The sequence below is a fragment of the Agromyces bracchium genome, assembly GCF_009709675.1.
Taxonomy (GTDB): domain Bacteria; phylum Actinomycetota; class Actinomycetes; order Actinomycetales; family Microbacteriaceae; genus Agromyces; species Agromyces bracchium.
On the sequence record NZ_WMLB01000023.1, the window covers coordinates 30335 to 54761 of the forward strand.

At 71.5% G+C, this 24427-nt stretch carries 21 protein-coding genes; 9 read left to right on the plus strand and 12 right to left on the minus strand.

Annotated features, from left to right (window positions below; all coding sequences use genetic code 11):
• Positions 1-45: 45 nt before the first annotated feature.
• The 3 genes from GJ743_RS09680 to GJ743_RS09690 all read left to right on the plus strand — a co-directional run bounded on the left by GJ743_RS09680 (position 46) and on the right by GJ743_RS09690 (position 1901).
• Positions 46-738: an ArsR/SmtB family transcription factor gene (locus tag GJ743_RS09680; protein ID WP_155051740.1), complete on the plus strand. Its 693-nt coding sequence runs from the start codon at positions 46-48 to the stop codon at positions 736-738.
• The gene (locus GJ743_RS09685) at positions 735-947 is read left to right on the plus strand and encodes a hypothetical protein (RefSeq protein ID WP_155051741.1); all 213 of its coding nucleotides are present in this window, start codon (positions 735-737) and stop codon (positions 945-947) included. The genes GJ743_RS09680 and GJ743_RS09685 overlap by 4 nt, the downstream gene beginning before the upstream one ends.
• Before the next feature lie 105 nt (positions 948-1052).
• A complete protein-coding gene (locus GJ743_RS09690) occupies positions 1053-1901 on the plus strand; it encodes an SDR family NAD(P)-dependent oxidoreductase (protein WP_155051742.1) in 849 nt (282 codons plus the stop codon).
• Between the two features lie 78 nt (positions 1902-1979).
• Here the strand turns inward: GJ743_RS09690 and GJ743_RS09695 are convergent, their stop codons facing one another.
• Positions 1980-4262, minus strand: coding sequence for a polyribonucleotide nucleotidyltransferase (locus GJ743_RS09695; protein WP_155051743.1), 2283 nt, complete (start codon positions 4260-4262; stop codon positions 1980-1982).
• Between the two features lie 322 nt (positions 4263-4584).
• Positions 4585-6684, minus strand: coding sequence for a glycosyltransferase (locus GJ743_RS09700; protein ID WP_328289022.1), 2100 nt, complete (start codon positions 6682-6684; stop codon positions 4585-4587).
• A 195-nt stretch (positions 6685-6879) separates the two neighbouring features.
• Here GJ743_RS09700 and GJ743_RS09705 point away from each other — a divergent pair, with 195 nt between their 5' ends.
• Positions 6880-7086, plus strand: a complete 207-nt coding sequence (locus tag GJ743_RS09705) for a dodecin family protein (RefSeq protein ID WP_155051744.1) — start codon at positions 6880-6882, stop codon at positions 7084-7086.
• Between the two features lie 72 nt (positions 7087-7158).
• On the opposite strand, the gene GJ743_RS09710 is transcribed toward GJ743_RS09705, so the two are convergent.
• Positions 7159-7647 carry a hypothetical protein gene (locus GJ743_RS09710; RefSeq protein WP_155051745.1) on the minus strand — a complete coding sequence of 163 codons (489 nt, stop codon included), beginning with the start codon at positions 7645-7647 and terminating at the stop codon, positions 7159-7161.
• Between the two features lie 329 nt (positions 7648-7976).
• Here GJ743_RS09710 and GJ743_RS19560 point away from each other — a divergent pair, with 329 nt between their 5' ends.
• Positions 7977-9188, plus strand: a complete 1212-nt coding sequence (locus tag GJ743_RS19560; protein WP_328289023.1) for an oxygenase MpaB family protein — start codon at positions 7977-7979, stop codon at positions 9186-9188.
• Between the two features lie 110 nt (positions 9189-9298).
• On the opposite strand, the gene GJ743_RS09720 is transcribed toward GJ743_RS19560, so the two are convergent.
• The 6 genes from GJ743_RS09720 to GJ743_RS09745 all read right to left on the minus strand — a co-directional run bounded on the left by GJ743_RS09720 (position 9299) and on the right by GJ743_RS09745 (position 15697).
• Positions 9299-9925, minus strand: a complete 627-nt coding sequence (locus tag GJ743_RS09720) for an FMN reductase (RefSeq protein ID WP_155051747.1) — start codon at positions 9923-9925, stop codon at positions 9299-9301.
• Entirely contained in the window at positions 9922-11151 is a 1230-nt protein-coding gene (locus tag GJ743_RS09725) for an LLM class flavin-dependent oxidoreductase (protein ID WP_155051748.1), read from the minus strand. The genes GJ743_RS09720 and GJ743_RS09725 overlap by 4 nt, the downstream gene beginning before the upstream one ends.
• A 180-nt stretch (positions 11152-11331) precedes the next feature.
• Complete coding sequence (locus tag GJ743_RS09730; RefSeq protein WP_155051749.1) at positions 11332-12987, minus strand: M28 family metallopeptidase; 1656 nt, start codon at positions 12985-12987, stop codon at positions 11332-11334.
• Between the two features lie 121 nt (positions 12988-13108).
• On the minus strand, positions 13109-13744 hold the full coding sequence (locus tag GJ743_RS09735) for a hypothetical protein (protein WP_155051750.1): 636 nt from the start codon (positions 13742-13744) through the stop codon (positions 13109-13111).
• Between the two features lie 93 nt (positions 13745-13837).
• Complete coding sequence (locus tag GJ743_RS09740) at positions 13838-14728, minus strand: LLM class flavin-dependent oxidoreductase (RefSeq protein WP_155051751.1); 891 nt, start codon at positions 14726-14728, stop codon at positions 13838-13840.
• Between the two features lie 9 nt (positions 14729-14737).
• On the minus strand, positions 14738-15697 hold the full coding sequence (locus tag GJ743_RS09745; RefSeq protein ID WP_328289024.1) for an EamA family transporter: 960 nt from the start codon (positions 15695-15697) through the stop codon (positions 14738-14740).
• Between the two features lie 93 nt (positions 15698-15790).
• On the opposite strand from GJ743_RS09745, the gene GJ743_RS09750 reads away from it, so the two are divergent.
• Positions 15791-16339: a CGNR zinc finger domain-containing protein gene (locus GJ743_RS09750; RefSeq protein ID WP_155051753.1), complete on the plus strand. Its 549-nt coding sequence runs from the start codon at positions 15791-15793 to the stop codon at positions 16337-16339.
• 27 nt (positions 16340-16366) lie between these two features.
• On the opposite strand, the gene GJ743_RS09755 is transcribed toward GJ743_RS09750, so the two are convergent.
• Both GJ743_RS09755 and rpsO read right to left on the minus strand, forming a co-directional pair.
• On the minus strand, positions 16367-17491 hold the full coding sequence (locus tag GJ743_RS09755) for an aminopeptidase P family protein (RefSeq protein ID WP_155051754.1): 1125 nt from the start codon (positions 17489-17491) through the stop codon (positions 16367-16369).
• A 307-nt stretch (positions 17492-17798) separates the two neighbouring features.
• A complete protein-coding gene (rpsO, locus tag GJ743_RS09760) occupies positions 17799-18068 on the minus strand; it encodes a 30S ribosomal protein S15 (protein WP_127793104.1) in 270 nt (89 codons plus the stop codon).
• A gap of 237 nt (positions 18069-18305) precedes the next feature.
• Between rpsO and GJ743_RS09765 the strand changes: the two genes are divergently transcribed.
• The 3 genes from GJ743_RS09765 to GJ743_RS09775 all read left to right on the plus strand — a co-directional run bounded on the left by GJ743_RS09765 (position 18306) and on the right by GJ743_RS09775 (position 20814).
• Positions 18306-19175 carry a hypothetical protein gene (locus tag GJ743_RS09765; RefSeq protein ID WP_155051755.1) on the plus strand — a complete coding sequence of 290 codons (870 nt, stop codon included), beginning with the start codon at positions 18306-18308 and terminating at the stop codon, positions 19173-19175.
• A gap of 89 nt (positions 19176-19264) precedes the next feature.
• On the plus strand, positions 19265-20362 hold the full coding sequence (locus tag GJ743_RS09770) for an NAD(P)-binding domain-containing protein (RefSeq protein WP_328289025.1): 1098 nt from the start codon (positions 19265-19267) through the stop codon (positions 20360-20362).
• Positions 20363-20445: 83 nt separating this feature from the next.
• A complete protein-coding gene (locus tag GJ743_RS09775) occupies positions 20446-20814 on the plus strand; it encodes a DUF488 domain-containing protein (protein WP_155051757.1) in 369 nt (122 codons plus the stop codon).
• A gap of 17 nt (positions 20815-20831) precedes the next feature.
• Here the strand turns inward: GJ743_RS09775 and GJ743_RS20170 are convergent, their stop codons facing one another.
• Positions 20832-24263: a DEAD/DEAH box helicase family protein gene (locus GJ743_RS20170; protein ID WP_328289026.1), complete on the minus strand. Its 3432-nt coding sequence runs from the start codon at positions 24261-24263 to the stop codon at positions 20832-20834.
• Positions 24264-24427 lie beyond the last annotated feature (164 nt).

Sequence of the window (24427 nt, forward strand, 5' to 3'; positions counted from 1 at the left end):
AAACATTTGCTTGCAAAGTGTTCTTTGCAGCGATACCTTTGCACCATGGACGCGCAGACGAACGACGGCGAGCAGACGAACGACGGCGAGCAGACGGACGACCTCGAATCCTGGCCGAGCAGCACCCGCCATCCGGGCATCGACCACGTGCTCTCCTCCGAGAGCCTGAAGAGCCTGGCGCATCCGCTCCGGGTGCAGATCTACGACGAGCTCTCGACCTACGGTCCGTTCACCGCGAGCGGGCTCGCCGAGCGGCTCGGCGAATCGAGCGGCGCGACCAGCTATCACCTGCGCCAGCTCGCAAAGGCCGGTCTCGTGCAGGAGGTCGAGGGCCGCGGCAAGGGGCGCGAACGCTGGTGGGAACGCCGACCCGGCTCGATCGCGATCCCCGACGCGCGGAGCTTGCCGCCGGGCAGCGCCGACCGGCTCGCGGTGAAGCTCGTCGAGGACGAGTGGTTCCGCTCGCGCGAGCAGAACTTCCGCGAGTTCCTGACCACGGGCGAGGAGGTGTTCGGCAGCGACTGGCTCGACATCGCCACGTCCGACACCATCAACCTCAAGCTCACCCCCGACCAGCTGCACGGGCTCGTGACCGACATCGACGTCCTGCTGAAGAAGTACATCGACGCGTACAAGAAGACGCCGTCGCCCGGGTCTCGTCCCGTGCAGATCCACATCAACGCCTTCCCGCTCGTGCGCGGGCAGGCTCCCGACACCGACGGAACGGAACGGCCATGAACACGCTCACCGTCTCCCCCGCGTCGGGCCGGCGCTCCGACCTGGCCGTCCGCGCGGGCCTCGCGCTCGCGAGATGGGGTCGACGCCGCACCATCCGGCGCACCGATCGCGAGCGGATGCTGCGCGCCATCGCCGAGCGATCGGCCGCGCGCGACGCGCACGCGGAGAACGCCCGCGTCCACTCGGCGGCACGCCTGACGCTCATGTGACCCGCGCCCGAGCGGTGCGCGCGAATCGCGCGCACCGCTCGGGTTTGGTTCGGCGCGCCTCCCGTGTCAGGGTGTACTGCCCGAACACCCCCGCGAAGGAGCACCATGGCACGCCGACGTCCCCTGCAGCTCGACGGCCGGCTCGCCGTCGTCACCGGAGCCGGGAGCGGGATGGGCCGGGCGTCGGCCGAGCTGCTTGCGGCACGCGGGTGCGCACTGGCGCTCGTCGACCGCGACGCGGCGGCGCTCGAGGGGCTCGCGAGCGTGCTGCGCGCCCGAGGCGCGTCCGTCAGCACGCACGTGATCGACCTCGCCGACCTCACGGCCGTCGCCGCCCTCCCCGACGCGGTCGCCGCCGCCCACGATCGCGGTCCGAGCGTCCTCCTCAACTGCGCGGGCGTCTCGATGCTCGGCAGCTTCGAGCAGGCGACGCTCGAGGAGTTCCGCTGGGTCGTCGACATCAACCTGTGGGGCACCGTCGCGATGACGAAGGCGTTCCTCCCCGCGCTCATCGCGGCCGGCGACGCGCATATCGCCAACGTGTCGAGCCTCTACGGCCTGGCCGCGCCCGCGGGACGCGTCCCGTACGTCACCTCGAAGTTCGCCGTGCGCGGGTTCACCGACGCGCTCCGCCACGAGCTCGAGGCGACGGATGTCTCGGTCTCGGCGATCTACCCCGGGGGCGTGCAGACCGGCATCATCCACCACGCCCGCGTCGCCGCCGCGGTCGCGCCGGGCGCCGCGGCGCGAGCCGCCGACGCGCAGGCCGCCCTCTACCGCACGACGCCGGCCCAGGCGGCCGAGCGCATCGTCGACGGCATCGTGCGGCGGCGCCCGCGCGTCTTCATCGGCCGCGACTCGCGCCTCAGCGACCTCGTCACGCGCGTCGCACCCGTCGGCTACTGGAACGTCATGCGCGGCATCGTCGCGGCCGCGGCCGACACCCGCGCGTAGTCGCCGGCAACGGCCGGCAAGACGACGGATGCCCGCCCCGACGAATCGGGACGGACATCCGGAGCAGGCCGCGTGCGCCTACGCGTCGACGCCCTCGGCGGGAGCGTCGGCGTGCTCGCCGGTCGCGGCGCGGCCGTTGGTGTCGGCCTCCTCCGCGACGACGGGCGCGAGCGAGAGCTTGCCGCGGTCGTCGACCTTGGTGATCTCGACGAGGATCTTCTGGCCGACGCCGAGCACGTCCTCGACGTTCTCGACGCGCTTGCCGCCGGCGAGCTTGCGCACCTCGGAGATGTGCAGCAGGCCGTCCTTTCCGGGCAGCAGCGAGACGAAGGCGCCGAAGGCGGCGATCTTCACGACGGTGCCGAGGAACTGCTCGCCGACCTCGGGGTTGGTCGGGTTGGCGATCGCGTTCACCGCGGCACGGGCGGCCTCGGCCGAGGGGCCGTCGGTCGCGCCGATGTAGACGGTGCCGTCCTCCTCGATCGAGATCTCGGCGCCGGTGTCGTCCTGGATGCCGTTGATCGTCTTGCCCTTGGGCCCGATGAGCTCGCCGATCTTGTCGACCGGGATCTGCACGCTGATGACGCGCGGCGCCGTGGGCGCCATCTCGTCGGGGCCGTCGATGGCGGCGTTCAGCACCTGCAGGATCGTGGTGCGCGCCTCCTTCGCCTGGGTCAGCGCGCCCGCGAGCACCGAGGCGGGGATGCCGTCGAGCTTCGTGTCGAGCTGGATCGCGGTGACGAACTCGGAGGTGCCGGCGACCTTGAAGTCCATGTCGCCGAGCGCGTCCTCGGCACCGAGGATGTCGGTGAGCGCCGCGTAGCGGGTCTCACCGTCGACGGTGTCGGAGATGAGGCCCATCGCGATGCCCGCGACCGGCGCGCGCAGCGGCACGCCGGCGTTCAGGAGCGACAGCGTCGAGGCGCAGACCGAGCCCATCGAGGTCGAGCCGTTCGAGCCGAGCGCCTCGGAGACCTGGCGGATGGCGTAGGGGAACTCCTCGCGCGTCGGCAGCACCGGCACGAGCGCACGCTCGGCGAGGGCGCCGTGGCCGATCTCGCGGCGCTTGGGCGAACCCACACGACCCGTCTCACCCGTCGAGTACGGCGGGAAGTTGTAGTTGTGCATGTAGCGCTTCTTGGTGACCGGGCTCAGCGAGTCGATCTGCTGCTCGAGCTTCAGCATGTTCAGCGTGGTGACGCCCAGGATCTGGGTCTCACCGCGCTGGAAGATGGCGGAGCCGTGCACGCGCGGGATGACCTGGACCTCGGCGTCGAGCGGACGGATGTCGGCCAGGCCGCGGCCGTCGATGCGGACGCCCTCGGACAGCACGCGCGAGCGGACCACGAGCTTCGTGACCGACTTGTACGCGGCCGAGACCTCGCCGTTGGCCGACTCGGGCAGCTCGCCCGCCTCGACCTTGGCGGCGACGGCCTCCTTGACGCGCGCCTTGAGCGCGTCGTCGGCGTCCTGGCGCTCGACCTTGCCGGCGATCTGGTAGATGCCCTTGAGCTCGTCGTAGGCGAGCCCGGCGACGGCGTCGTAGGTCTCGCTCTGGTAGGGCGGGAACGTCGGGTAGTCGGCGGTGGGCTTCGCGGCGGTCGACGCGACCGACTGCTGCGCCTCGACGAGCTGCTTGATGAACGGCTTCGATGCCTCGATGCCCTGAGCGATCACGGTCTCGTCGGGCTTCACGGCACCGGCCTTGATGAGGTTCCACGCGTTGTCGGTGGCCTCGGCCTCGATCATCATGATCGCGACGTCCTGCGAGCCGTCGGCCTCGGTCACGACACGACCGGCGACGACCATGCTGAAGACCGCGTCCTCGAGCTGCGAGTGCTTCGGGAACGCCACCCACTGGCCGTCGATGAGGGCCACGCGCACGCCGCCGACCGGGCCCGAGAAGGGCAGGCCGGACAGCTGCGTCGAGAGGGAGGCCGCGTTGATGGCGAGCACGTCGTAGAGCTCGTCGGGCTCGATCGCCAGGACGGTCACGACGACCTGGACCTCGTTGCGGAGGCCCTCGACGAACGAGGGGCGCAGCGGACGGTCGATGAGGCGGCAGGTGAGGATGGCCTCGGTCGAGGGGCGGCCCTCGCGGCGGAAGAACGAGCCGGGGATGCGCCCCGCGGCGTACATGCGCTCCTCGACGTCGATCGTGAGCGGGAAGAAGTCGAAGTGCTCCTTCGGCTGCTTCGACACCGAGGTCGCCGAGAGCAGCATGGTCTCGTCGTCGATGTACGCGGCGGCCGAGCCCTGCGCCTGCTGCGCGAGGCGACCGGTCTCGAACCGGATGATGCGGGTGCCGAAGCGACCGTTGTCGATGGTCGTCTCGGCGAACGTGATTTCAGGACCTTCCAAGAGGTCTCTCTCCTTTGTTTCGGCTCGCACGCCCGTGTGGCGCGCGAGGTGAACAAGGAGCAGGGAACAGGCAGATCTCAGCGCGTCGATGACCCGCCAGCGCTGGCCACCAGTAGAAGTCCACCAAGCTCTCGCTTGGTAAGCCACCACAGGGGACCAGCTTCCTGCCGGCCTGCTCCGGAGCGCCCGAGAACGGGCGCGAGCTCATGTTGATTTGAGCGGATGCCGCGTGGGCATCCTCGCCGAGCCTACCAGTACGGCGTGTCGCGACCTAGCGGGCGAAATGGTGACCGGGTCGAGCGGATGCCGCGGCACGGCCCGGTCACGTGCGGATTCCGCGCTGCGCGTGCTCGTCGTTCCGGCCCGGGAGGTGCACGAGCGCGTCGTGCTTGGCGACGCGCCCGTCGCCCGCCGTGCGGCCGAGGAGGCGTCGGCCGGCCCAGGGCATCGCGTGCCGCAGCAGCCATTCGGCGTTCGGCAGCGGCGGAGCGTCGGGCTCGTCGGGCGCGTCGGCGTCGCCGTGGAGCACGGCGTCGAGCCCCGCGAGGGCCGCGGCATCCGGCACCCCCAGCACGTCGGCCGCCGCATAGGCGAGCGCCCGGTGGCCCGAGGAGTTGAGGTGCACGCGGTCCTCGGCCCACATGCCGCGGGCGGTGAGCCCGCCGTGGGTCGAGGCGTCGAGGACCATCGCCCCGGCGTCGTCGGCCCGCGCGACGAGCCGCTCGGCGAACCGCTCGAACGCGACGCGGACCGAGCCCAGTCGCGCGTGCGCGGGCAGGAACGGCGTCACGACGAGCACGTCGCACCCGGACGCCGCCCGGAGCCCGTCGACGGCGTCACCCACGCGGTCGGCGAGGGCTTCGGCCCGGGCGCCGACGCGCACGAGGTCGTTGCCGCCGATGAGCACCGTGACGAGGTCGGCCTCGAGCGCGACGGCGCGAGGCAACTGGACGTCGATCGCGTCGCCGATGCGCCGGCTGCGGACGGCGAGGTTCGCGTACCCGATGCCGTCGCCCGACTGGGCGAGGAGCATCGCGAGGCGGTCCGCCCACCCGCGGTACTCCCCCGCGGCCATCCTCGACGAGTCGCAGAGCCCCTCGGTGACGGAGTCGCCGACGGCCACGAACCTCCGCCACGTCGGACGGGACCGCGACGCGTCCGGCTCGCCTCGCGGCATCCGCTCGGCGCCGTCGACGCCTGCCGCGGGCGCACCGCCACCGGAGCCGATCGCGGAGGTCGCCGCCGGGGCGGGGCGGACCCGCTCCGTCACCGACAGTGAGGCACCGACCGACGGGCCCGCGTGCCCGGCGCCGCGCAGCAGTGCGCGCGCGTGCTCGTAGTGGCCGAGGAGTTCGTCGCCGAGTGCCGACCAGCTGCGTCCGGCGACGCCGTCGCGCGCGGCGCGACCGAACGCCCGGCGCTTCGCGTCATCGCCCGCCAGGTCGCGCACGCGAGCTGCGAGCTCGTCGAGGTCGCCCGGGCGGTAGAGCCATCCGTCGCGGCTCGAGGTCACGAGGTCGAGCGGGCCGCCGCGGCCCGTCGCCACGACCGGGACGCCGCTCGCGAGCGCCTCCTGCACGGTCTGGCAGAACGTCTCGCTCTCTCCCGGGTGGACGAACACGTCGAGGCTCGCCATGGCCTCGGCGAGCGCGTCGCCGCCGAGGAAGCCCGTGAACGCGGCATCCGGCAGCACGGCCTCGAGGGCCGGCCGGGCCGGGCCGTCGCCGATCACGACGAGGCGCACGCCGTCGACCGCGGACAGCGCGCGGAGGTCCTCGACCTGCTTCTCGGGCGCGAGACGGCCGACGTACCCGACGAGCACCTCGCCGTCGGCGGCGAAGCGGCGGCGCCACTCGGACGACCGCCGCCCGGGCCGGAACCGGTCGGTGTCGACCCCGCGGGCCCAGCGCCGCAGGCGCTCGACCCCGTATCCCTCGAGCTGCGCGATCGCCGCCGAGGACGGCGCGAGGGTGAGCGTCGCCCGCCGGTGCAGGCGGCCGACGTGGTTGGCGATCGCAGGGGCGGCGCCCGGCACCCGGTAGCGCTCGGCGTAGGCCGGGACATCCGTCTGGTAGACCGCGACGCTCGGCACGCCGACGCGCTCGGCGGCGAGGACGCCCTGCCAGCCCAGCACGAAGGGCGACGCGAGGTGCACGACGTCGGGCGAGAAGTCGGCGAGCGTCGCGGCGAGGCGACGGGCGCCGGCGAAGGTCACGCGGACTTCCGGGTAGCCGGGCATCGGCACCGAGCGGAGGAACTCGGCGCGCGCGCCGTGCAGGCCGTGGTCGACCGGGCCGGAGCGAGGGGCGAGGACGAGCGCCTCGTGACCCTGCCGCTCGAGGTGGCCGAGCACCTGCAGCAGGGAGTGGGTGACCCCGTTCATGTGCGGGAGGAACGACTCGGCGAGCAGTGCGACTCTCACGCGGCCAGCATGGGGGCGCCGGCGCATGCGACACGAGCCGAGACGCCGTCGTGCGCCGAGGGTTCACCGAGGCGACGGATGCCGTTCGCGCGCCGGTCGCGAACGGGTCAACCCCTCGCGGCGCCCGCCGGGCAGGCGCATGATGGGAGCCGGGCGCATGCTCCGGTGCGCCCGGATCGTTCGAGGGGGAACGCCATGTCATCGGTCGCACGAGTCACCACCATCACCGCCTTCTCCGAGACGAGCTTCGAGGACGCGGTCGCGGTCGGCATCGCCCGCTCCGTCGAGACGCTCCGCGGCGTCAAGGGCGCATGGGTGAAGGAGCAGAAGGTCAAGGTCGAGGGCGGCAGCGTGGTCGAGTGGTCGGTCACGCTCGAGGTCACGTTCGTGCTCGACGACTGACCGGGCGCGGCAGGCCGCGACGGGTCGGGGCGGACGGCTGGCGCCATCCGCCCCGCGCCGTGCGCGTGCCGGTCAGGGCGCGCTGAAGGTGCCCTTCAGTGCGATGAACGCACCGCTGTCGAGGTCCTCGACGGTCACGTTCGACCAGACGACGGAGAACAGCGTCGCCGTCTGTCCGGGCGGGCAGTCGAGTGCCACGTCGGCGGGCGTCGGCTCGAGCGTCAGCGAACCGACGATGTTGCCGTTCTTCGTGGCGGTGAACTCGCCGCTCTCGGAGACCCGTGAATCGATGGTCGTCTTCTTCGGATCGGACGGCACGTTGTTGCCGCCGTTGACGCACGAGTAGGTGGCGCTGAGGTCCGCGCTCGCGACGACGGTCTCGACCGCGCCGGAGGGCAGGCCGGCCTCCTTGAAGTCGACGACGAGGTTCACGCCGTCGAGGTGCGCGGAGGTGGCGTTCTTGATGAAGTGCGGGTTGCCCGCCATGGCGGGTCCGGCCGCGCCGACCAGCACGAGCGCGGCGGCCGCGCCGAGCGCGGCGAGTGCACGACGGATGGACATGATGGTTCTTCTCTCGGGTTGATTTCCTTGGCAGCGGATGCGACCGCGGCTCGCGCGCGTCGGTTGACCCGGTAGGGCGAGAGAAGAGGCGTGTGCGGCCGAAGCCGCGCTCCCGGGTCGACGCTACTCCCGGAACCGCTCGACGGGTATCCCCTGAATGAGGGATCCTCATGTTTATTCTCGGGCACGCGCGGGGGTTGTGCCCCCTTCAGGGGAAGGATTATGTTAACGCCCGATCACATGTTCGCAGGATGGGCTGCGGATGCTGGGGCGGACTCGAGGACGAGGTCGCGGCGGGGTCCATCCTCCTCTCGGAAGAAGGTGGCCACGTGCCCGACATCACCAGACGTACCGTCCTGACCCTCGGCGCCGCACTCGGGTTCGCGGGGGTCGCGAGCCCGACCGCGGCCTGGTCGTGGCCGTCGACCGGATCCGTGCTCGGGTCCGGCTCCGGCACCGACCCGCAGTGGGTGTGGGACGACGACATCGACCGGATCATGGCCGACATCATCGACGGCGGCCAGGTGCCGGCCGTGAACCACGCGATGCGGAACTGGGTCTACAACAGCCAGTCCGTGCCGAGCGGGCTGCCCTCCGAGCTGCGCACCTTCCTGCAGGGCGCGAACCGGCTCCCGAGCTGGGCGGACATCTGGAAGCTGCGCCGCGCCGCCGACTTCAACCGCCGCAAGGACACCTACCTGTTCCTGATCTACGGCATCGGCGGCGGCATCATGTCGACCGTCATCCCCCGCGAGGCCCGGTCGGTGTACTGGTCGAAGGGCGGCGCCGACATGCAGGACCGCGCGGCGAAGACCTTCAGCTTCGGCTACGACCTGAGCGACATCGACGCGTTCGAGTGGACGGGCGAGTTCCTCGTCACCTCGAACCGGACCCGCATGGTGCACGCGGCGGTGCGGCACATGCTGCCGCAGTCGCCGCACTGGCAGGCGAGCGGACACGACGAGCAGATCCCCATCTCGAACCACGACATCCTCGTCACGTTCCACAGCACGGGCACGTTCGCGCACAAGAAGCTGAAGGAGTGGGGCGTGCCCATGTCGAACGCCGACCAGGACGCGTTCCTGCACTCGTGGCAGGTCGCGCTCCACATGCTCGGCGTGCGCGACGAGTACATCCCGGCGACGTGGGCCGACGCGCACGCGCAGGCCGACCAGATCCTCACGCCGAAGCTCGCGTGGACGCCCGAGGGCCAGGAGCTCGCCGAGGTGCTCCTCGGGCTCACCGCGCAGGTCGACCTCGGCGTCACGCGCGGCTTCCTCAACGAGTTCGTGCGCTACCAGCTCGGCGACGAGGTCGGCGACTGGCTCGGCCTCGAGCGCGACCCGGCCTCCGAGGTGATCATCCGCGAGGGCTGGCCGCTCTACATCGCCTTCCGCGAATCGCTCATCCCGATCATGCCGGCGAACTTCTACCTGTTCGACCAGTTCGTCCGGGCGCTCGCCATGGCGTTCCTCAACAAGGGCACGTCGCCGACCACGACCATGATCACCATCCCCGACATGAACCGCCCGACGGGCTGACGCGTTGGGCACCGTCACCTGATGTGAATCATTGTTCACGTCGGCGAACGACGGATGCCGCGTCCGGAACACGTCCGGCCGCGGCATCCGCTCGTCTGGAACCCGGCTGCCTACTCCCCCGCGAGGCCGCCCAGCAGGTGGCCCATCGGGCGGTCGAGGGCGAACGGGTCGCTCACCATCTCGCTGCGGTCGGTCCGCTCGACGAGGTCGGCGAACTCGGTCGCACCGCGGAAGATGCGGTCGGGCAGCGAGCGGACGCCGTCGCCGCCGCCCCAGTCGCTCGTCGCGGCGAAGACGCCCGTCGTGACCGGGATGGCGTGCAGGTAGGTGAAGAGCGGCCGGATCGCGTAGTCGATCGCGAGCGAGTGGCGCGGGGTGCCGCCCGTGGCGCCGATCAGCACCGGGAGGTCGGTCAGCGCCTGCGGATCGATCACGTCGATGAACGACTTGAACAGGCCGGCATAGCTCGTCGTGAAGATCGGCGTGACGACGATGAGGCCGTCGGCCGACGCGACCGCGTCGAGCACCTCCTCGAGCTTCGGCGGCGCGAAGCCCATGAGCAGGTGGTTGGTGATGTCGTGCGCGAGGTCGCGCAGCTCGAACACCTTCGCCTCGACCTCGACGCCGCGCTCCTGCAGGAGGTTCGCACTGTCGGCGAGGAGCCGATCGGCGAGCTGGCGGCTCGAGCTCGGCGTGGAGAGTCCCGCCGAGATGACGACGATCTTCCTGGTGGTCATCGCGCACCCGCCGTCCGGGTCGCGGCCGGGCCGAAGGCCGAGCCGGTCGAGGCGGCGCCGACCGGGGCGGTCGTGCCGTCCTGGTAGGGCGAGCCGAGCGTGAGGTTGTCGCCGCGGTTGGCGTTCGGGGTCGCCTGGCGGGGCGCGGCATCCCCGTACTTCGCCTGCACGAGACGGGCGTGCGTGGGCGCGTCGGGCACGTCGGCCGGGCGGTCCTTGGCGAATTCGCGACGGAGCACGGGCACGACCTCCTCGCCGAGCAGGTCGAGCTGCTCGAGCACGGTCTTCAGCGGCAGGCCGGCGTGGTCGATGAGCCACAGCTGACGCTGGTAGTCGCCCACGTAGTCGCGGAAGCCGAGCGTGCGGTCGATGACCTCCTGCGGGCTGCCGACGGTGAGCGGGGTCTGCTGCGTGAACTCCTCCATGCTCGGGCCGTGGCCGTAGACGGGCGCGTTGTCGAAGTACGGGCGGAACTCGTTCACGGCGTCCTGCGAGTTCTTCCGCATGAAGACCTGGCCGCCGAGGCCCACGATCGCCTGCGCGGCGGTGCCGTGGCCGTGGTGCTCGTAGCGCTGGCGGTACAGCGCGATCATGCGCTGGGTGTGGGATGCCGGCCAGAAGATGTGGTTGGCGAAGAACCCGTCGCCGTAGAAGGCGGCCTGCTCGGCGACCTCGGGCGTGCGGATCGAGCCGTGCCAGACGAACGGCGGCACGCCGTCGAGCGGGCGCGGCGTCGCGGTGAAGCCCTGGAGCGGCGTGCGGAACTTCCCCTCCCAGTCGACGACGTCCTCGCGCCAGAGGCGGTGCAGGAGCTCGTAGCTCTCGATCGCGATGGGCAGGCCCTGGCGGATGTCCTTGCCGAACCACGGGTAGACCGGGCCGGTGTTCCCGCGGCCGAGCATGAGGTCGGCGCGGCCGCCGGACACGTGCTGGAGCATCGCGTAGTCCTCGGCGAGCTTGACCGGGTCGTTGGTGGTGATGAGCGTGGTCGCCGTGGAGAGCTGCAGGGTGCTCGTCTGTCCGGCGATGTACGCGAGCGTCGTGGTGGGCGACGAGGACCAGAACGGCGGGTTGTGGTGCTCACCGAGCGCGAAGACGTCGAGGCCGACCTCCTCGGCGTGCTTGGCGATGGTCAGCGTCGACTGGATCCGCTCGGCCTCGCTCGGCGTGCGGCCGGTGGTGGGGTCCTGCGTGATGTCGCTGACGGTGAAGATTCCGAACTGCATGTCGCCCTCCTGGGCTCCTTCTCTCGTTCCATGCTTTTGCATGCAATTGACCAGAACGGATGACTCGGTCGAAGTATTCCCGACGTCATTCCGCCAGGTCCAGCACGGCCTGGAGGCCCCACGCACGAGCGCGGGGCCCGTCGCTGTCGCGACGGGCCCCGCTGGTCGGATCGGACGAGACTACTCGGTCTCGGTCGGCCCGTGCTCGTGGTCGTGACCGCCCACGAGGTCGGGGTCGAGGCCGCCGGCGTTGCCGCCGATGGTGCCCTCGGGTCCGGCCGGGGCGGGCAGCTTCAGGCCGCCGGGCACCTTCACGCCCGGCACGCCGTTCACGGACTCGGTCGAGTACGAGTAGGCGAAGACCGCGGTGGCGATCGCGTCGATGTTCACGTCGAGCGCGTGCTCGTTGACGTTGTCGATCGTGTCGCACGCCTGGTGGTAGCACGGATCGTACGACTCGCCCGCCGTGCCGCCCCAGATCGACTCCTGCTCCTCGGTCTTGACGACCTCGGCGCCCGTGAAGAGGCCACCGGCGGGGACGCCGACGCGGATGAACGCGTCGTAGTCGCTGCGACCGCTGAACTGCGCGTCGTCGTACGGCTCGCCGACCGAGGTGTAGTAGCTCTCGAAGAGCTTCTCGATCTGCTCCGACCCGTCGGGGATCGGCACGCCCGCCGGGGCGAGCCAGCCGGACTCGTCACCGTCGTACACCATGAAGATGTAGTTCGGCGATGCGACCATGTCGAAGTTCAGGTACAGCCCGATGCGGTCCTGCTCCTCCTGGCTGAGGCCGGCGACGTACTCCTCGGAACCGATCAGGCCCGACTCCTCGGCACCCCACCACGCCAGGCGGATGGTGTTCTGCGGCTCGTGCTTGCTGAGGTTCTGCGCGAGCTCGAGCAGCGACGCGGAGCCACTGCCGTTGTCGTTGATGCCCGGGCCCGCCTGGACCGAGTCCAGGTGCGCACCCGCCATCACGACGTTGTCGTCGTTCACGCCGGTCTTCTCGGCGATGACGTTCTTCTGGGGGCGCGACTCGGGCGCCGGCACGAAGACCTTCGCCGTGGAGCCGGGCTGGGCGAGGGCCTCACCCTGGGCGAAGCTCGCGCCGACGACCGGGATGCCGACGACGTTGTCGCCGCCGAGGGTGCCGACGATGAGCCCCTCACGGTCGGGGGTGTTGCCCTGGTTGAAGATCACGACGGCTTCCGCGCCGGCGGCCTCGGCGTTGAGCGCCTTCTCGGCGAACGAGCACCAGCCGCGCTGGATGAGCGCGATGTCGTTCGGTCCGGAGAGGTCGAGGCCTGCGAAGTCGTCCTCCGGCGCCTCAGTCGTGGCGTCGGTGCTGCAGCCGCTGTCGCTCGCACGCGGGGGCGTGAGGCTGAGGTCGACCGGGACCACGTTGCCCTCGACCTCGCCATAGCCGGTGCCCGTGTAGGGCCCCGTCTCGTAGACGGCGGCCACGGGCGTGAGTTGCTCGAGCGACGAAGGGCCGACGAAGAGGTACGGGAAATCTTCGACCGACACGTCCCATCCGGCAGCCTCGAGCGTGTCGACCACGTAGTCGACGCTGTCCTCGTAGCCCTCGGTGCCGGCTGCGCGGTTGCCGTCGTTGGCGTCCGCGATCGCCTGCAACGCCTCGAGGTGCTCCATTGCACCATCGGCGTCGACGCACGCGAGCAGACTCGAGATCGTCTTGGTGATGCGGTTCTCACACGCCTTGGCGGCCGGAGCCCCCAAGGCGGCGCCGGCCGGGACCAGCGCCAGCGCCGCGACCGCCGCAGTGCTGGTCGCGAGCACGGCGGCGCGGCGGGAAAGCCTCGTAGTTCGATACATCGTCTCTCCTATTCGGAGGGCGTCCTCATCGACGCCCCTCCCGCGAGAGACTACGTTGCCGGACGCGATCGGTAACAGTCTTGACTTCGGACGAGTGCCCGACTATGAGAACGACGATTCCTCAGGACCGATCATCGGCAGCCGCGTCGCCGTCGCCCGGGATCACCGCTCCGAGCCCGCTGAGGTCGAGGTCGACGCGATACGGCCGCGCGGCGCCGTCGATGACCGCGGGCACCCGCGCGTAGGCACCCCGATCGACCCGCAGCGCGTCGAGTACGTCTCGCCAGCGCGCGTCGGCCGCATCGCCGAGGAAGCCCGCGTGGCGCGGGCGGTCGCCGCCGACGAGCTGCACGCCGATGCGGTACTTCGGCGAGAGCCATCGGCGCGCCCGCGGCACCAGGAGCGCCGACTGCGCGGCACCGCCGTGCAGTCGGGCGAGGTCGATCGCGGGCTGGTGCCGGTGCACGTCGACGACGGGGACGACGCTGCGGACCTCGGCGTCGACAGGTGTCGCATCGACGACCCGGATGCCGTCGAGGCTCGTGAGGTCGCCCATCGGGTCCGGATTCCGCATGCGGCGTTCGCGGACGAACGCGACGACGCCCCAGGCGAGAGTCAGGATGATCGCCACGACCAGCGCGACGAGCCATCCGCCGCTGTCCGGACGGATCAGGCCGGTGAGGAGCAGGAGGGCCACCAGGACGAGGTACGGGAGCGGCTCCCAGCGGAGCGGAGAGACGAAGCGGGGCGCGGGCACCACGACAGGCTACCCGGAGGACCGGCGCGGCACCCGAGCCGGCACGGCACCCGATCCGGCACGGCGCCCGACCCGGCGCGGCACGCGCCCGGCTCAGCGGAGCGCCGGCAGTCGCGATCCGATCTCCTCGAGCACCGCCTCGCTCCCGGCGTAGAGGCCGTGCCCGCGGGGCGCGTGCGACACGACGTCGGTGAATCCGAGTTCGCGGGCCCGCCCGACGGCGTCCTCGAAGGCGGCGACGCTCGCCATGGAGTACCGGGTGTCGCCGTCGAGCGAGAGCACGCGGTCGAACTCGCCGGGCGCGCGCTCCTCGGCGGCGAGGGCGTCGTCGAGGCGGGCGACGAGGTCGGCGAGGTGGGTCCACCACGCGGCATCCGAGTCGAGGTCACCACCGCCGGTGGTCACCCAGCCCGAGCCGTAGCGCGCGGCGAGTCGCATCGCGCGCGGTCCGTTGGCGGCCATGAGGAACGGCATACGCGGTTCCTGGGCCGGATCGCCGACCATGCGCGCCGCAACCGCCGAGAAGTGGTCGCCCGAATAGGAGATGCCCTCGCCCGAACCCCGCTCGAAGCGCAGCAGCACGTCGAGCGCTTCGGTGAACTCGCGGAAGCGGTCGAACCGGTCGCGGGCCGAGAGCTCCGACTGCCCGAGCACGTAGGCGTCGAACCCGGTGCCGCCCGAGCCCAGCCCGAGGATCAGTCGGCCGCCGGAGAGCTGGTCGAGCGTCGCGACGTCCTTCGCGAACGGCACCGGATGCCGGTAGTTGGGGCTCGCGACGAACGTGCCGAGCCGGATCCGCTCGGTCACCATGGCCGCGGCCGTGAGCGTCGGGACCGTGGCGTGCCACCGCTCCCCCGCGAGGCCGCGCCACGAGAGGTGGTCGTAGGTCCAGGCGTGGTCGAAGCCGAGTTCCTCGGCCTGTCGCCAGCGGCGGGCCGCCTCCGGCCAGTCGTACTGCGGGAGGATGACGAGGCCGAATCGCATGGCTGGAGCCTACGCCGAGGTCGAGACGGGCAGTGGCTCCGGTACGGCCTCGGATGCCGCGTCGCGCGGCGCGCGCTCGAGCTTCACGAGCACGATCCCGCCGAGGATCAGGGCGCCGCCGAGGACCTGCAGCGGTCCGAGCGCCTCGCCGAGGAGGATCCAGCCGACGATCCCGGCGAAGATCACCTCGGAGAGCCCGAGGAACGAGGAGACGCGCGATCCGAGCATGCGGATGGCGGCGATGCCGGCCGAGTACGCGAACGCCGTGGACACCGCGCCCACCGTGAGGAGCGGGACCCACCAGGGCGCGGTCCCGCCGAGGAAGTCGACGTCGACGAGCGCCGCCTCCATGGGCATGAGGCCGAGCAGCCCGGCGACGCCGAGGGCGACCGCACCGACCACGAACCCGGCCGCGATGAGCGCGACGGGCGGCAGGTGCTCGGTCGCGCGCTCGCCGATCGCGTAGTAGACGCAGACGCCCACCATGGCGATCGCGGCGAACGCGAGGCCCAGCGGGTCGAGGTCGCCTCCCCCTGGCCCGATCACGAGCCAGAGGCCGACGAGCGCGAGCGCGGATCCGCCCAGCACGATGAGCTGCGGCATCCGCCTGGTGGTCAGCCAGGCGAAGAGGACGAGGGCGATCGGCGCCAGGTACTCGATGAGGAGCGTCATCGACACCGGGATGCGCTCGAGCGACGCGTAGAAGGCGAACTGCACGCCCGCGACCGCGACGACGCCGTAGAGCAGCACGGTCCACCGGGCGCGCCAGAGCGGCCTGAGGTCGAACCGCAGCGCGATGAGCGCCGGGACGACCAGGATCGCGGCGGCGATCGAGATGCGCGCGAGCACGGCGGCGCCCGGCGACCACCCCGCCTCGAGCAGGGGCTTCACGAACACGCCGCCCACGCCGAACGCGAGTCCGGCCGCGAGTCCGAGCGCGATGCCGACGATCCCCCGTGATGCACGCACGGCCGCCTCCTCCACAGTCCGCACGCCGTCGGCCCTGTGAGGACCGAACGTCGTTATGCTCGTGACAGTAGTCGAGCGGATGTCAGGAGTCAAATGATTTTCACCGATGACACGGTCGCGGCGCTCGGGTTCATGGCCGCGGTCGCCGACACCGTGCCCGGCGCGTCCGAATCCGGCGACGACGAGCTCGCCACGACCGGCCAGCTCGCGGGCCTCCTCGACGTGTGGGGCTTCTCCGGACGACGCGAGGGCGACCGGCGCGAACTCGACGAGGTGCGCGCCGTGCGCGACCGCCTGCGCGAGATCTGGACCCTCGAGCGCGACCCGATGGCGGGCGCCGTGAACGCGATCCTCGAGGAGGCCCACGCGATCCCCCGCCTCGTGCGCCACGACGCGCTCGACTGGCACATCCACGCCGTCTCGCAGGACCGGCCGCTCGCCGAGCGCATGCTCGTCGAGGCTGCGATGGCGCTCGTCGACGTGATCCGCGCCGACGGCATCGACCGGCTCGCGCGCTGCCAGGCCGACGACTGCACGGGCGTGTTCGTCGACCTCTCCAAGAACGCGTCGAAGCGCTACTGCAGCACCCGCTGCGGCAACCGCATGGCGACGCGGGCGTACCGGGCGCGAAGCGCCGACTGAGGTGCGGTGGCGGATGCCGCGGGGCGCTCAGTGCACGATGGCCATCTCGTGCGGCGTCGAGTTCAGCCGACGCCCGCCGTCGGCCGTGACCGTCACGATGTCCTCGATGCGGACGCCGAACCGGCCGGGCAGGTAGACGCCCGGCTCGATCGAGAAGCACATGCCGGGTTCGAGCGGCGTCTCCTCGCCCTCGACCATGTAGGGCGGCTCGTGCGTGGTGAGGCCGATGCCGTGGCCGACGCGGTGGATGAAGTACTCGCCGTAGCCGGCCTCGGTGATCACGGCTCGCGCGACGCGGTCGATCTCCTGGCACGGCACGCCCGGGCGCACCGCCTCGAAGCCCGCCTGCTGGGCGCGGACGACGAGCTCGTGCACCGCGCGCTCCTCGTCGGTCGGCTCGCCGACGTGGACCGTGCGGGTCGTGTCGGAACCGTAGCCGTGCTTCAGGCCGCCGAAGTCGAGTACGACCATGTCGCCCTCCTCGATCACGCGGTCTCCCTGCTCGTGGTGCGGGTTCGCGCCGTTCGGCCCCGAGCCGACGACCGTGAAGTCGACCTGGGAGTGCCCGTGCGCGACGAGGCCCGCGGCGAGGTCGGCGGCGACCTCGGCCTCGGTGCGACCGGCGAAGCGCACGCCGAGGATCTCGCCGTACGTGGCGTCGGCGGCCGCGCCCGCGGCGGCGAGGCGTTCGAGCTCGTCGGCGTCCTTCACGGCGCGGAGCATCGGCAGCGCCGTCGTCATCGACACGTACGAGGTGGTCGCGAGGCGGTCCTGCAGGCCGAGCAGGTGCATGGCCCAGGCGGAGTCGGACATCGCGTACCGCCCGGGTGGGAGCAGCGGCGCGGCGGCCGCGTACGGGTCCTCGCCGTCCATCCAGTCGACCAGCCGGAGTATCGGCGCGGCGACGGCGCGCTCGGCGTCGGGGCGCTCGATCTTCGGCACGACGAGCGAGGGGTCGCCCTCGGCAGGGATCACGAGCATCGTGAGGCGCTCGGTGATCGCGACGGGGAGATAGCCCGTCAGGTAGCGGAGGTCGGGCCCCGGCGTCACGACGAGCCCCGCGAGGCCCGCGTCGGCGGCGGAGCGGGCGGCGCGGCGCATGCGGGCCGCGAAGTCGTCGGCGGTGAAGGGAGCGGGCGTCGGTTCGGTCATCGCGGTCCTCCTCGGGCCGCCGCGGGCAGCCCTGCGCGCGGTCGGTCGAGGCTAGCGGGCCGGGCGGGCCGGCGGTCGGGCCTTCCGACCCTCGGCACGGTCGGCATGGCGTTCACGTCGTCGCCGTTCCGAGCGGATGCCGCGGCATCCGTCGTTCGAACGGATGCCGCGGCATCCGTCGCGTGCGATCTCGGCGCACGCACGACGAAGGCCCCCGGCCGGCTCGTGGAGAGCGGGGCGGGGGCCTTCGCAAGAAGTTCGCGGTGTCATCGAGAGCCGCGCGGCCGCCATGCGGCGGCGAGTGCGCTCAGCGACGCAGACCGAGACGCTCGATCAACGAGCGGTAGCGGTTGATGTCGACGTCGGCGAGGTAGCCGAGCAGACGACGGCGCTGACCCACGAGGAGCAGCAGGCCACGACGCGAGTGGTGGTCGTGCTTGTGCTCCTTCAGGTGCTCGGTGAGGTCCTTGATCCGCTTGGTGAGGATCGCGATCTGGACCTCGGGGGATCCAGTGTCACCGGGGTGAGTCGCGTACTCTTCGATGATCGCCTTCTTGATGTCTGCATCCAGTGCCATAGATGGGATCCCTTCTTCTCGTTGCGCGCTGCCCGGGGCCTGATGCCTGGGCTCTCTTGATGCGCGGCCGATTCACGGCAACCTCAAGAGTCTAGCAGAGCGGATGGCGCGGGCCGGACGGTGCGGGCGCCGTCCCGCTGCGTGGATGCCGCGGGCTCGCGTGCCCGGATCACCCCCGTCGGCGGGATACCTCCCCTCGAGCGAGGCGAGTATCGTGCTGCCCGGATCGGATCGGTCATGGCGTCGGAGGACGAACGGCGGAACCAGCTCCTGGCACGGGTGTACTCCCGCACCGGACAGGACGAGCCGCGCACCGAGCACGTGGATCCGGTGACGGGCGAGCCTCGCTGGGCGAGCGACAGCGAGTGGGAACTGCTCGAACTCGAGGGTTGCGGAGCAACCTCGGAGCACGGCCGTGACGACACATCCGCTCGAACGGGCTCGCGTACCGGCCCCGCCGCGCTCGCCGACCCGCCTGCCACCCCCGCCGCACCCGCCGCCCAGCTGCGCGATCGACGACGGCGCCGTCACCCCGCGGTCGTCGTGTCGATCGCCGCCGCCCTGGCCGTCGCCGCGACGTCGGCCGCATGGAGCTGGTGGTCGTCGCGCTCGGCGACGGTGCCTGCGGCCGCAATCGTCGAGCTCTCGATCGCTCCGAGCGCCCCCGTGTCGGCCCAGGCGGGTGCCCGCACGTCGGGCAACGAGCCCGCACGCGGGCAGGGCACGATGGCGGTGTTCCAGGATCCCGATCGGAGCCGCGGCTCGTTGCCCGGCTGGCTCGAGGCGACGTTCCCCTCGTCCCGCGTCGCGCAGGTGCTCGGACCGGACGGACCGGTCCCGGGCGTCGGCGTGTACGCCGTCACGACGACCGACCTCGTCGCGTGCCTGATCGTCCGGATCGAGGCGAGGCGAATGGTGTGGGACTGCACCGCGGTGCGCACGCTCGCCTCCGAGGGGCTCGTGATGCGGACCGCGATCCCGGCGGGCCTCGGCTCGGGCGAGGACCCGGACGGCGACGGGGTCTCCGGCGACGCGGCGGTCACCGACGTCCTGGTGGCCGAATGGCACGCCGACGGCACGTTCCGCGTCGCTCGCGAAGCCGGGTGAGCTCGGAGCGGCGCCGTCGACACCATCGCGTCGAGTGCGGGAATATCGCTCGGTCGACCGCGGTTCCGACCTGCGTGGATGCAGTGCCGGTGGACGCAGTGCGAGTCGACGTCGCCGTGATCGGCGCCGGGCAGGCCGGGCTCTCGGCCGCCCACCACCTACGCCGGCGCGGCTTCGTGCCCGTGGGGCTCGACCCCGCCGCGAGCGAGACCTTCGTCGTACTCGACGCGAACCCCGCTCCCGGGGGTGCCTGGCAGCACCGCTGGGCGTCGCTGCGCATGGGGACGGTCAACGGCATCCACGAGCTGCCCGGGTACCCCGTCCCGCCCGCGGACCCGACGTCGCCGAGCCGCGACGTGCTCCCGCCATACTTCGCCGAGTACGAGCGCCGGTTCGACCTCGACGTGCAGCGCTCGGTCCCGGTGCGCGCCGTGCGCCGTGCCGACGAGGACCCGCACGGCCGGCTCCTCGTCGAGACGGATCGCGGCACCTGGGCGGCGCGGTACGTGATCAACGCGACCGGGACGTGGACGCGCCCGTTCCGCCCGTACTACCCGGGCGTCGACCGGTTCCTGGGCCGGCAGCTGCACGTCGCCGACTACGTCTCGGCCGACGAGTTCGCCGGGAAGCGCGTGATCATCGTCGGCGCGGGCGTCTCCGCGGTGCAGCTGCTCGACGAGATCTCGCAGGTCGCCGAGACGACGTGGATGACCCGGCGCGAGCCGCACTGGATCGAGGAGGACTTCGACCTCGCCGCCCGGAGCGCCGCGATCGCCGGCGTCGAGGCGCGGGTCCGCGACGGGCTCCCTCCCGGCAGCGTGATCGCGGTGACGGGAATGCACTGGACGCCCTGGGCTCGCGCGGCCGAAGCGCGCGGCGTGCTGGTGCGCCATCCGATGTTCGCCGCGATCGAGGAGGACGGCGTGCGCATGCCCGACGGGTCGTTCCGGCCTGCCGACGTGATCCTCTGGGCCACCGGGTTCCGCCCGGCGCTCGACCACCTCGCGCCGCTCGGTCTTCGGACCCGCGCCGGCGGATTCCGCGTCGCCGACACCCGGTCGCTCGACGACCCGCGCCTCTTCCTCATCGGGTACGGACCGTCGCAGTCGACGATCGGCGCGAACCGCGCTGGGCGGGCGGCCGTGCAGCAGATCGTGCTGGAGCGGCGGGCGGCGGTCGCGGCGTAGGGGCGAGGGCCGTTGCCGTTGCCGTTGCCGTTGCCGTTGCCGTAGTCGTTGCCCGCCGGGCTCCGCGGGAGCACACTGGCCGCATGGCCATCGCGATCAAGCGCGTCTACGACGCCCCCGAGGCATCCGACGGCGTCAGGGTACTGGTCGACCGGCTCTGGCCGCGCGGCGTCTCGAAGGAGCGCGCCGAGCTCGACGAGTGGTTGAAGGATGCCGCACCCTCCCCCGAGCTGCGCACCGAGTGGCACCACGCCGACGCCGATCGGTTCGACGAGTTCGCCGCTCGGTACCGAGCCGAGCTCGACGGGAATCCGGCGGCGCAGGCGCTGCTGGCGCTCGCGGGCGAGCGTGAGCGCGTGACACTGCTGTACGGCGCGAGGGATGCCGTGCGGAATCACGCGGCGGTGCTGCGCGACTGGCTCGGCGAGCACGGCGCTGCGGTCGAGCGCTGAGGGCGGATGCCTCCGGCTCAGGCCGTGCGCGACTCACCCACCGGCTCCGCGGCGGCATCCACCGAACTCAGCACCGCCTCGAGTTCGACGATCTCCGCCTCGGTGAACAGCTCCTCCGGACCGCCGGGCGCCTTGTCCGAGAACGGCGGGTCGTAGAGCGCGGCGATCGGCACTGATCCGCTCTGCGCGAGCCGATTCACAATGAGGTCGACGAACGAGATCTGCCGCGACCCGAGTCGGTGCTCCGAGACGAAGTCGGCGAGCGCCTCCTGCGCCGCGGAGCGCTCGAGGCCGACGATCGATCGGATGAATCGACCGAGGCCGCGTGCCGCCTCGGCACCGGCGGCGAGCTCCGAGGTATCGAACTCGCCGCTCTCGGCGAGCATGCGCTCGAGCTCCGCAACGTCGGTCGCGGTCAGTTGGCGCCCGGTGCGGAGCTTCCGCAGCACGACATGGTCCTGGTGCGCCCGCAGGTAGGCGAAGAGCTTCGCACGGAATCGGTCGCGATCGACCCCCGGCGTGGTGATCGAGATCTCGCCCTCTCCCGAGCGGACCACGTCGTCGAAGTCGGTGTAGACAGGCGAGCGCGGCGTGACCTCGATGAGCTTGACGAGCTCGCGCAGCCGGATCCGCGCGAGCTCGAGGAGCGGCAGCGTGACGTCCTGCCACCACTCCTCCCCCGCGATCGCGTCGATCAGGTCGAGGTGCTTCGCCACGGCGGGGATGGCGCGGTGCTCGCCGAGCGCGGCCGCGATCGCGCGGATCCGGTCCCGGGCGTTGGTGAATCCGCCGTCGGCGGTGAGCACCGCGAGCTGCGCGCGCAGCACGAGCAGGTCGAATCGCTTCGCCCGCTCGTCGGTGTCGGCGACCAGCGCCGCCGAGGGCAGTTCGGCGAGCGCGGATGCCTCGGCCAGCGCGTCCGCGCTCGCACGCGGGTCCGCGCCGGCCTGCCATGCCTCCCCGCTCGCGAACCGTTCGACGAGCCGTCGATGCGGCCGCACCAGCACGTTGTGCTCGTTCATGCCGACGACGATGCCCTGCAGGCGTTCGGCGAGCGCGGCCCGCAGTTCGCGATCGGCATCGGTCGCGCCGATCCCGTGCGGCGCCGTCGCTCGGTCGATCTCGGTGATGAGTGCGAGCCGCGCATCGAAGAGACGGCTGTGGAGTGAGCGCCCCGACGAGGTCGCGACCTCGGGGACGTCGCCGTTGAAGTACTCGATGTTGCCGCCGACGTCGAAGACGACGAAGTCCTGCTTGTCGTCGCCCGGGCCGAAGAGATCGGGCCGTAGCCTCGTTCCGCGGCCGATCATCTGCCAGTACTTCGACTTCGAGAACACCGCCTTGAAGAAGACGAGGTTCACGACGTCGGGCACGTCGACGCCGGTGTCGAGCATGTCGACCGAGATCGCGATGTGCGGCGCCTTCTCCGGCTGCGAGAACTGCTCGATGAGGTGCTGGGCGCGGTCGTCGCTCGAGACGATGACCTGGGCGAAGTGGCCCGCGTACTCGGGGTAGCTGGCGTCGAAGCGCTGCTGGATGTAGCGCGCGTGGTCGATGTTCTTCGCGAACACGATGGTCTTGCCGAGCCGGTCGCCCGCGGCGACACGGCGGCCCTGCGTCATGAGGATGGCGAGCACGTCGTCGACGGTGTCCTCGTTGAAGAGCCAGCGGTTGACCGCATCGGCTTCGATCCGGTCGGGGATGACGCCGTCCTCGCTCCACTCGGTGAGGTCCCAGTCGTCCTTCTCGGCGTCGGTGAGATCGTCGTAGCGGATGCCGCTGCGCACGAACTTCGATTCGATGCGGTGCGCGACCGGCGGCACGAGGTAACCCTCGTCGATCGCCGTGCCGAGCTCGTAGGAGAAGGTCGGCACGCCGTCCTCGAGGTGGAACAGCCGGTAGGTGTTGTGGTCGACCTCGTCCTTCGGCGTCGCGGTGAGCCCGACGATGGGCGCGTCGAAGTAGTCGAAGATGGCGCCGTACTTCTGGTACACCGAGCGGTGGGCTTCGTCGATGATGATCAGGTCGAAGAACCCGGGGCCGAACCGGCGAGCGGCGTCGCCGGAGTCGAGGATGCCGAGCATCGTCGGGTAGGTGGAGACGTAGACGCGCCCGTCGACGTCGCGACGGTCGAGCAGGTTGACGGTGGGGCTTTCCGGCAGGTGGGCCTTGAACGCGTTCGCGGCCTGGGTGACGAGCGCCTTCCGGTCGGCGAGGAAGAGCACGGTCTTGACGTGGTTGGCCCGGGTGAGCAGGTCGACCAGTCCGATCACGGTGCGGGTCTTGCCGGCGCCGGTGGCCATGACGACGAGCGCTCGCCGCTCGTGGTGGTGCTCGAACGCCTCGGCGACGGCTCGGATCGCCTGCTGCTGATAGGCGCGGCCTGCGATCTGCTCGTCGATCGCGAGCGACGCGAGCGGCTTGCGCACCCCGGGCGAGCGGCGCTGCTGCAGTCGCGCGAGCTCAGCCCTGGTGTAGAAGCCCTGCACCTCCCGTGGCGGGTGCGCGAGGTCGTCCCAGATCCAGTGCTCGTACCCGTTCGAGGTGAAGATCACGGGGCGCTGCCCGTACTGCCGTTCGAGCGCGTCGGCGTAGAGCTTCGCCTGCCGCTGTCCGTTGCGCGCGTCGCGAGTCGTGCGCTTGGCCTCGACGAGGCCGAGCGGTCGCCCGTCGTCGCCCCAGAGCACGTAGTCGACGCGGCCGATGCCGTTCGGGGCGCCCTCGAGACCCTGCACCTCGACCTCGGTGACACCGTCGGCGGAGGGGTCCCATCCGGCCTCGCGCAGCAGTTGGTCGATGAAGAGGTCGCGGGTCTCGTCTTCGCGGTAGTCGTGCGTGTCGACCACGGTCGCGTTGGCGGTCTTCGCCGCCGCGATCTCAGCCTGCAGGGCTGCGATCTGCGCCCTCAGTTCGTCGCTCTCGGCCTCCTTGGCCGCGAGCGCTGCGTCCTTCGCCGCGTTCTCCTCGAGCGCCTTCGCAAGCTCGGCGCGCGTCTTGGCGACGAGCCCCGGCTGCGGCCTGGGGACGGATGCCGCGTCGAACGGGCGACCCGGCGCCGGGCGGCGGTCGGGAACCGTGGCGTACCGGGTCGCCAGCCAGGTAAGCGTGTGGAAGAGTTCGCGGAGGATGGGCAGGCTGTCGCGGTCGGCGAGCTTCGAGGTCCGGTGCACGGCGTCATTGCCCCGCTTGCGGATGAGGTTCATCTTCGTGAGCACCGCGTCGCCGACGAGCCGCTTGAAGGTCGGTTCGTGCAGGAGCGAGGAGAGGTCGTCCTTGTACGGCCGCCGCAGCGAGGCATCCGCTCGATAGAGCCAGGTGACGGTGAGTTCGACCGTGCGCCGCGCGTAGAACAGGCTCGACCGTGGGTCGCCGTACGCGTAGAACTCGGCGCGCGCCGCCTCGGCGGCGATCTCGGGCCAGTCAGCCGTGACGAAGTCGAAGTTGCCCACGTCGGCAGGGTCCTCTCTCGGCGGTGGTCCGGGTTCGGGTCGGCACTCGGTCCCGAGCGTAGCGAAGGGCGGGGCGCTGGATGCCGCGGCGCGGCGGATCTCCCCTGTTCACGCGTCGCCGACGCGGGTGCCCGCACTCCGCACAGTGTGCAGTGATTGCGCGT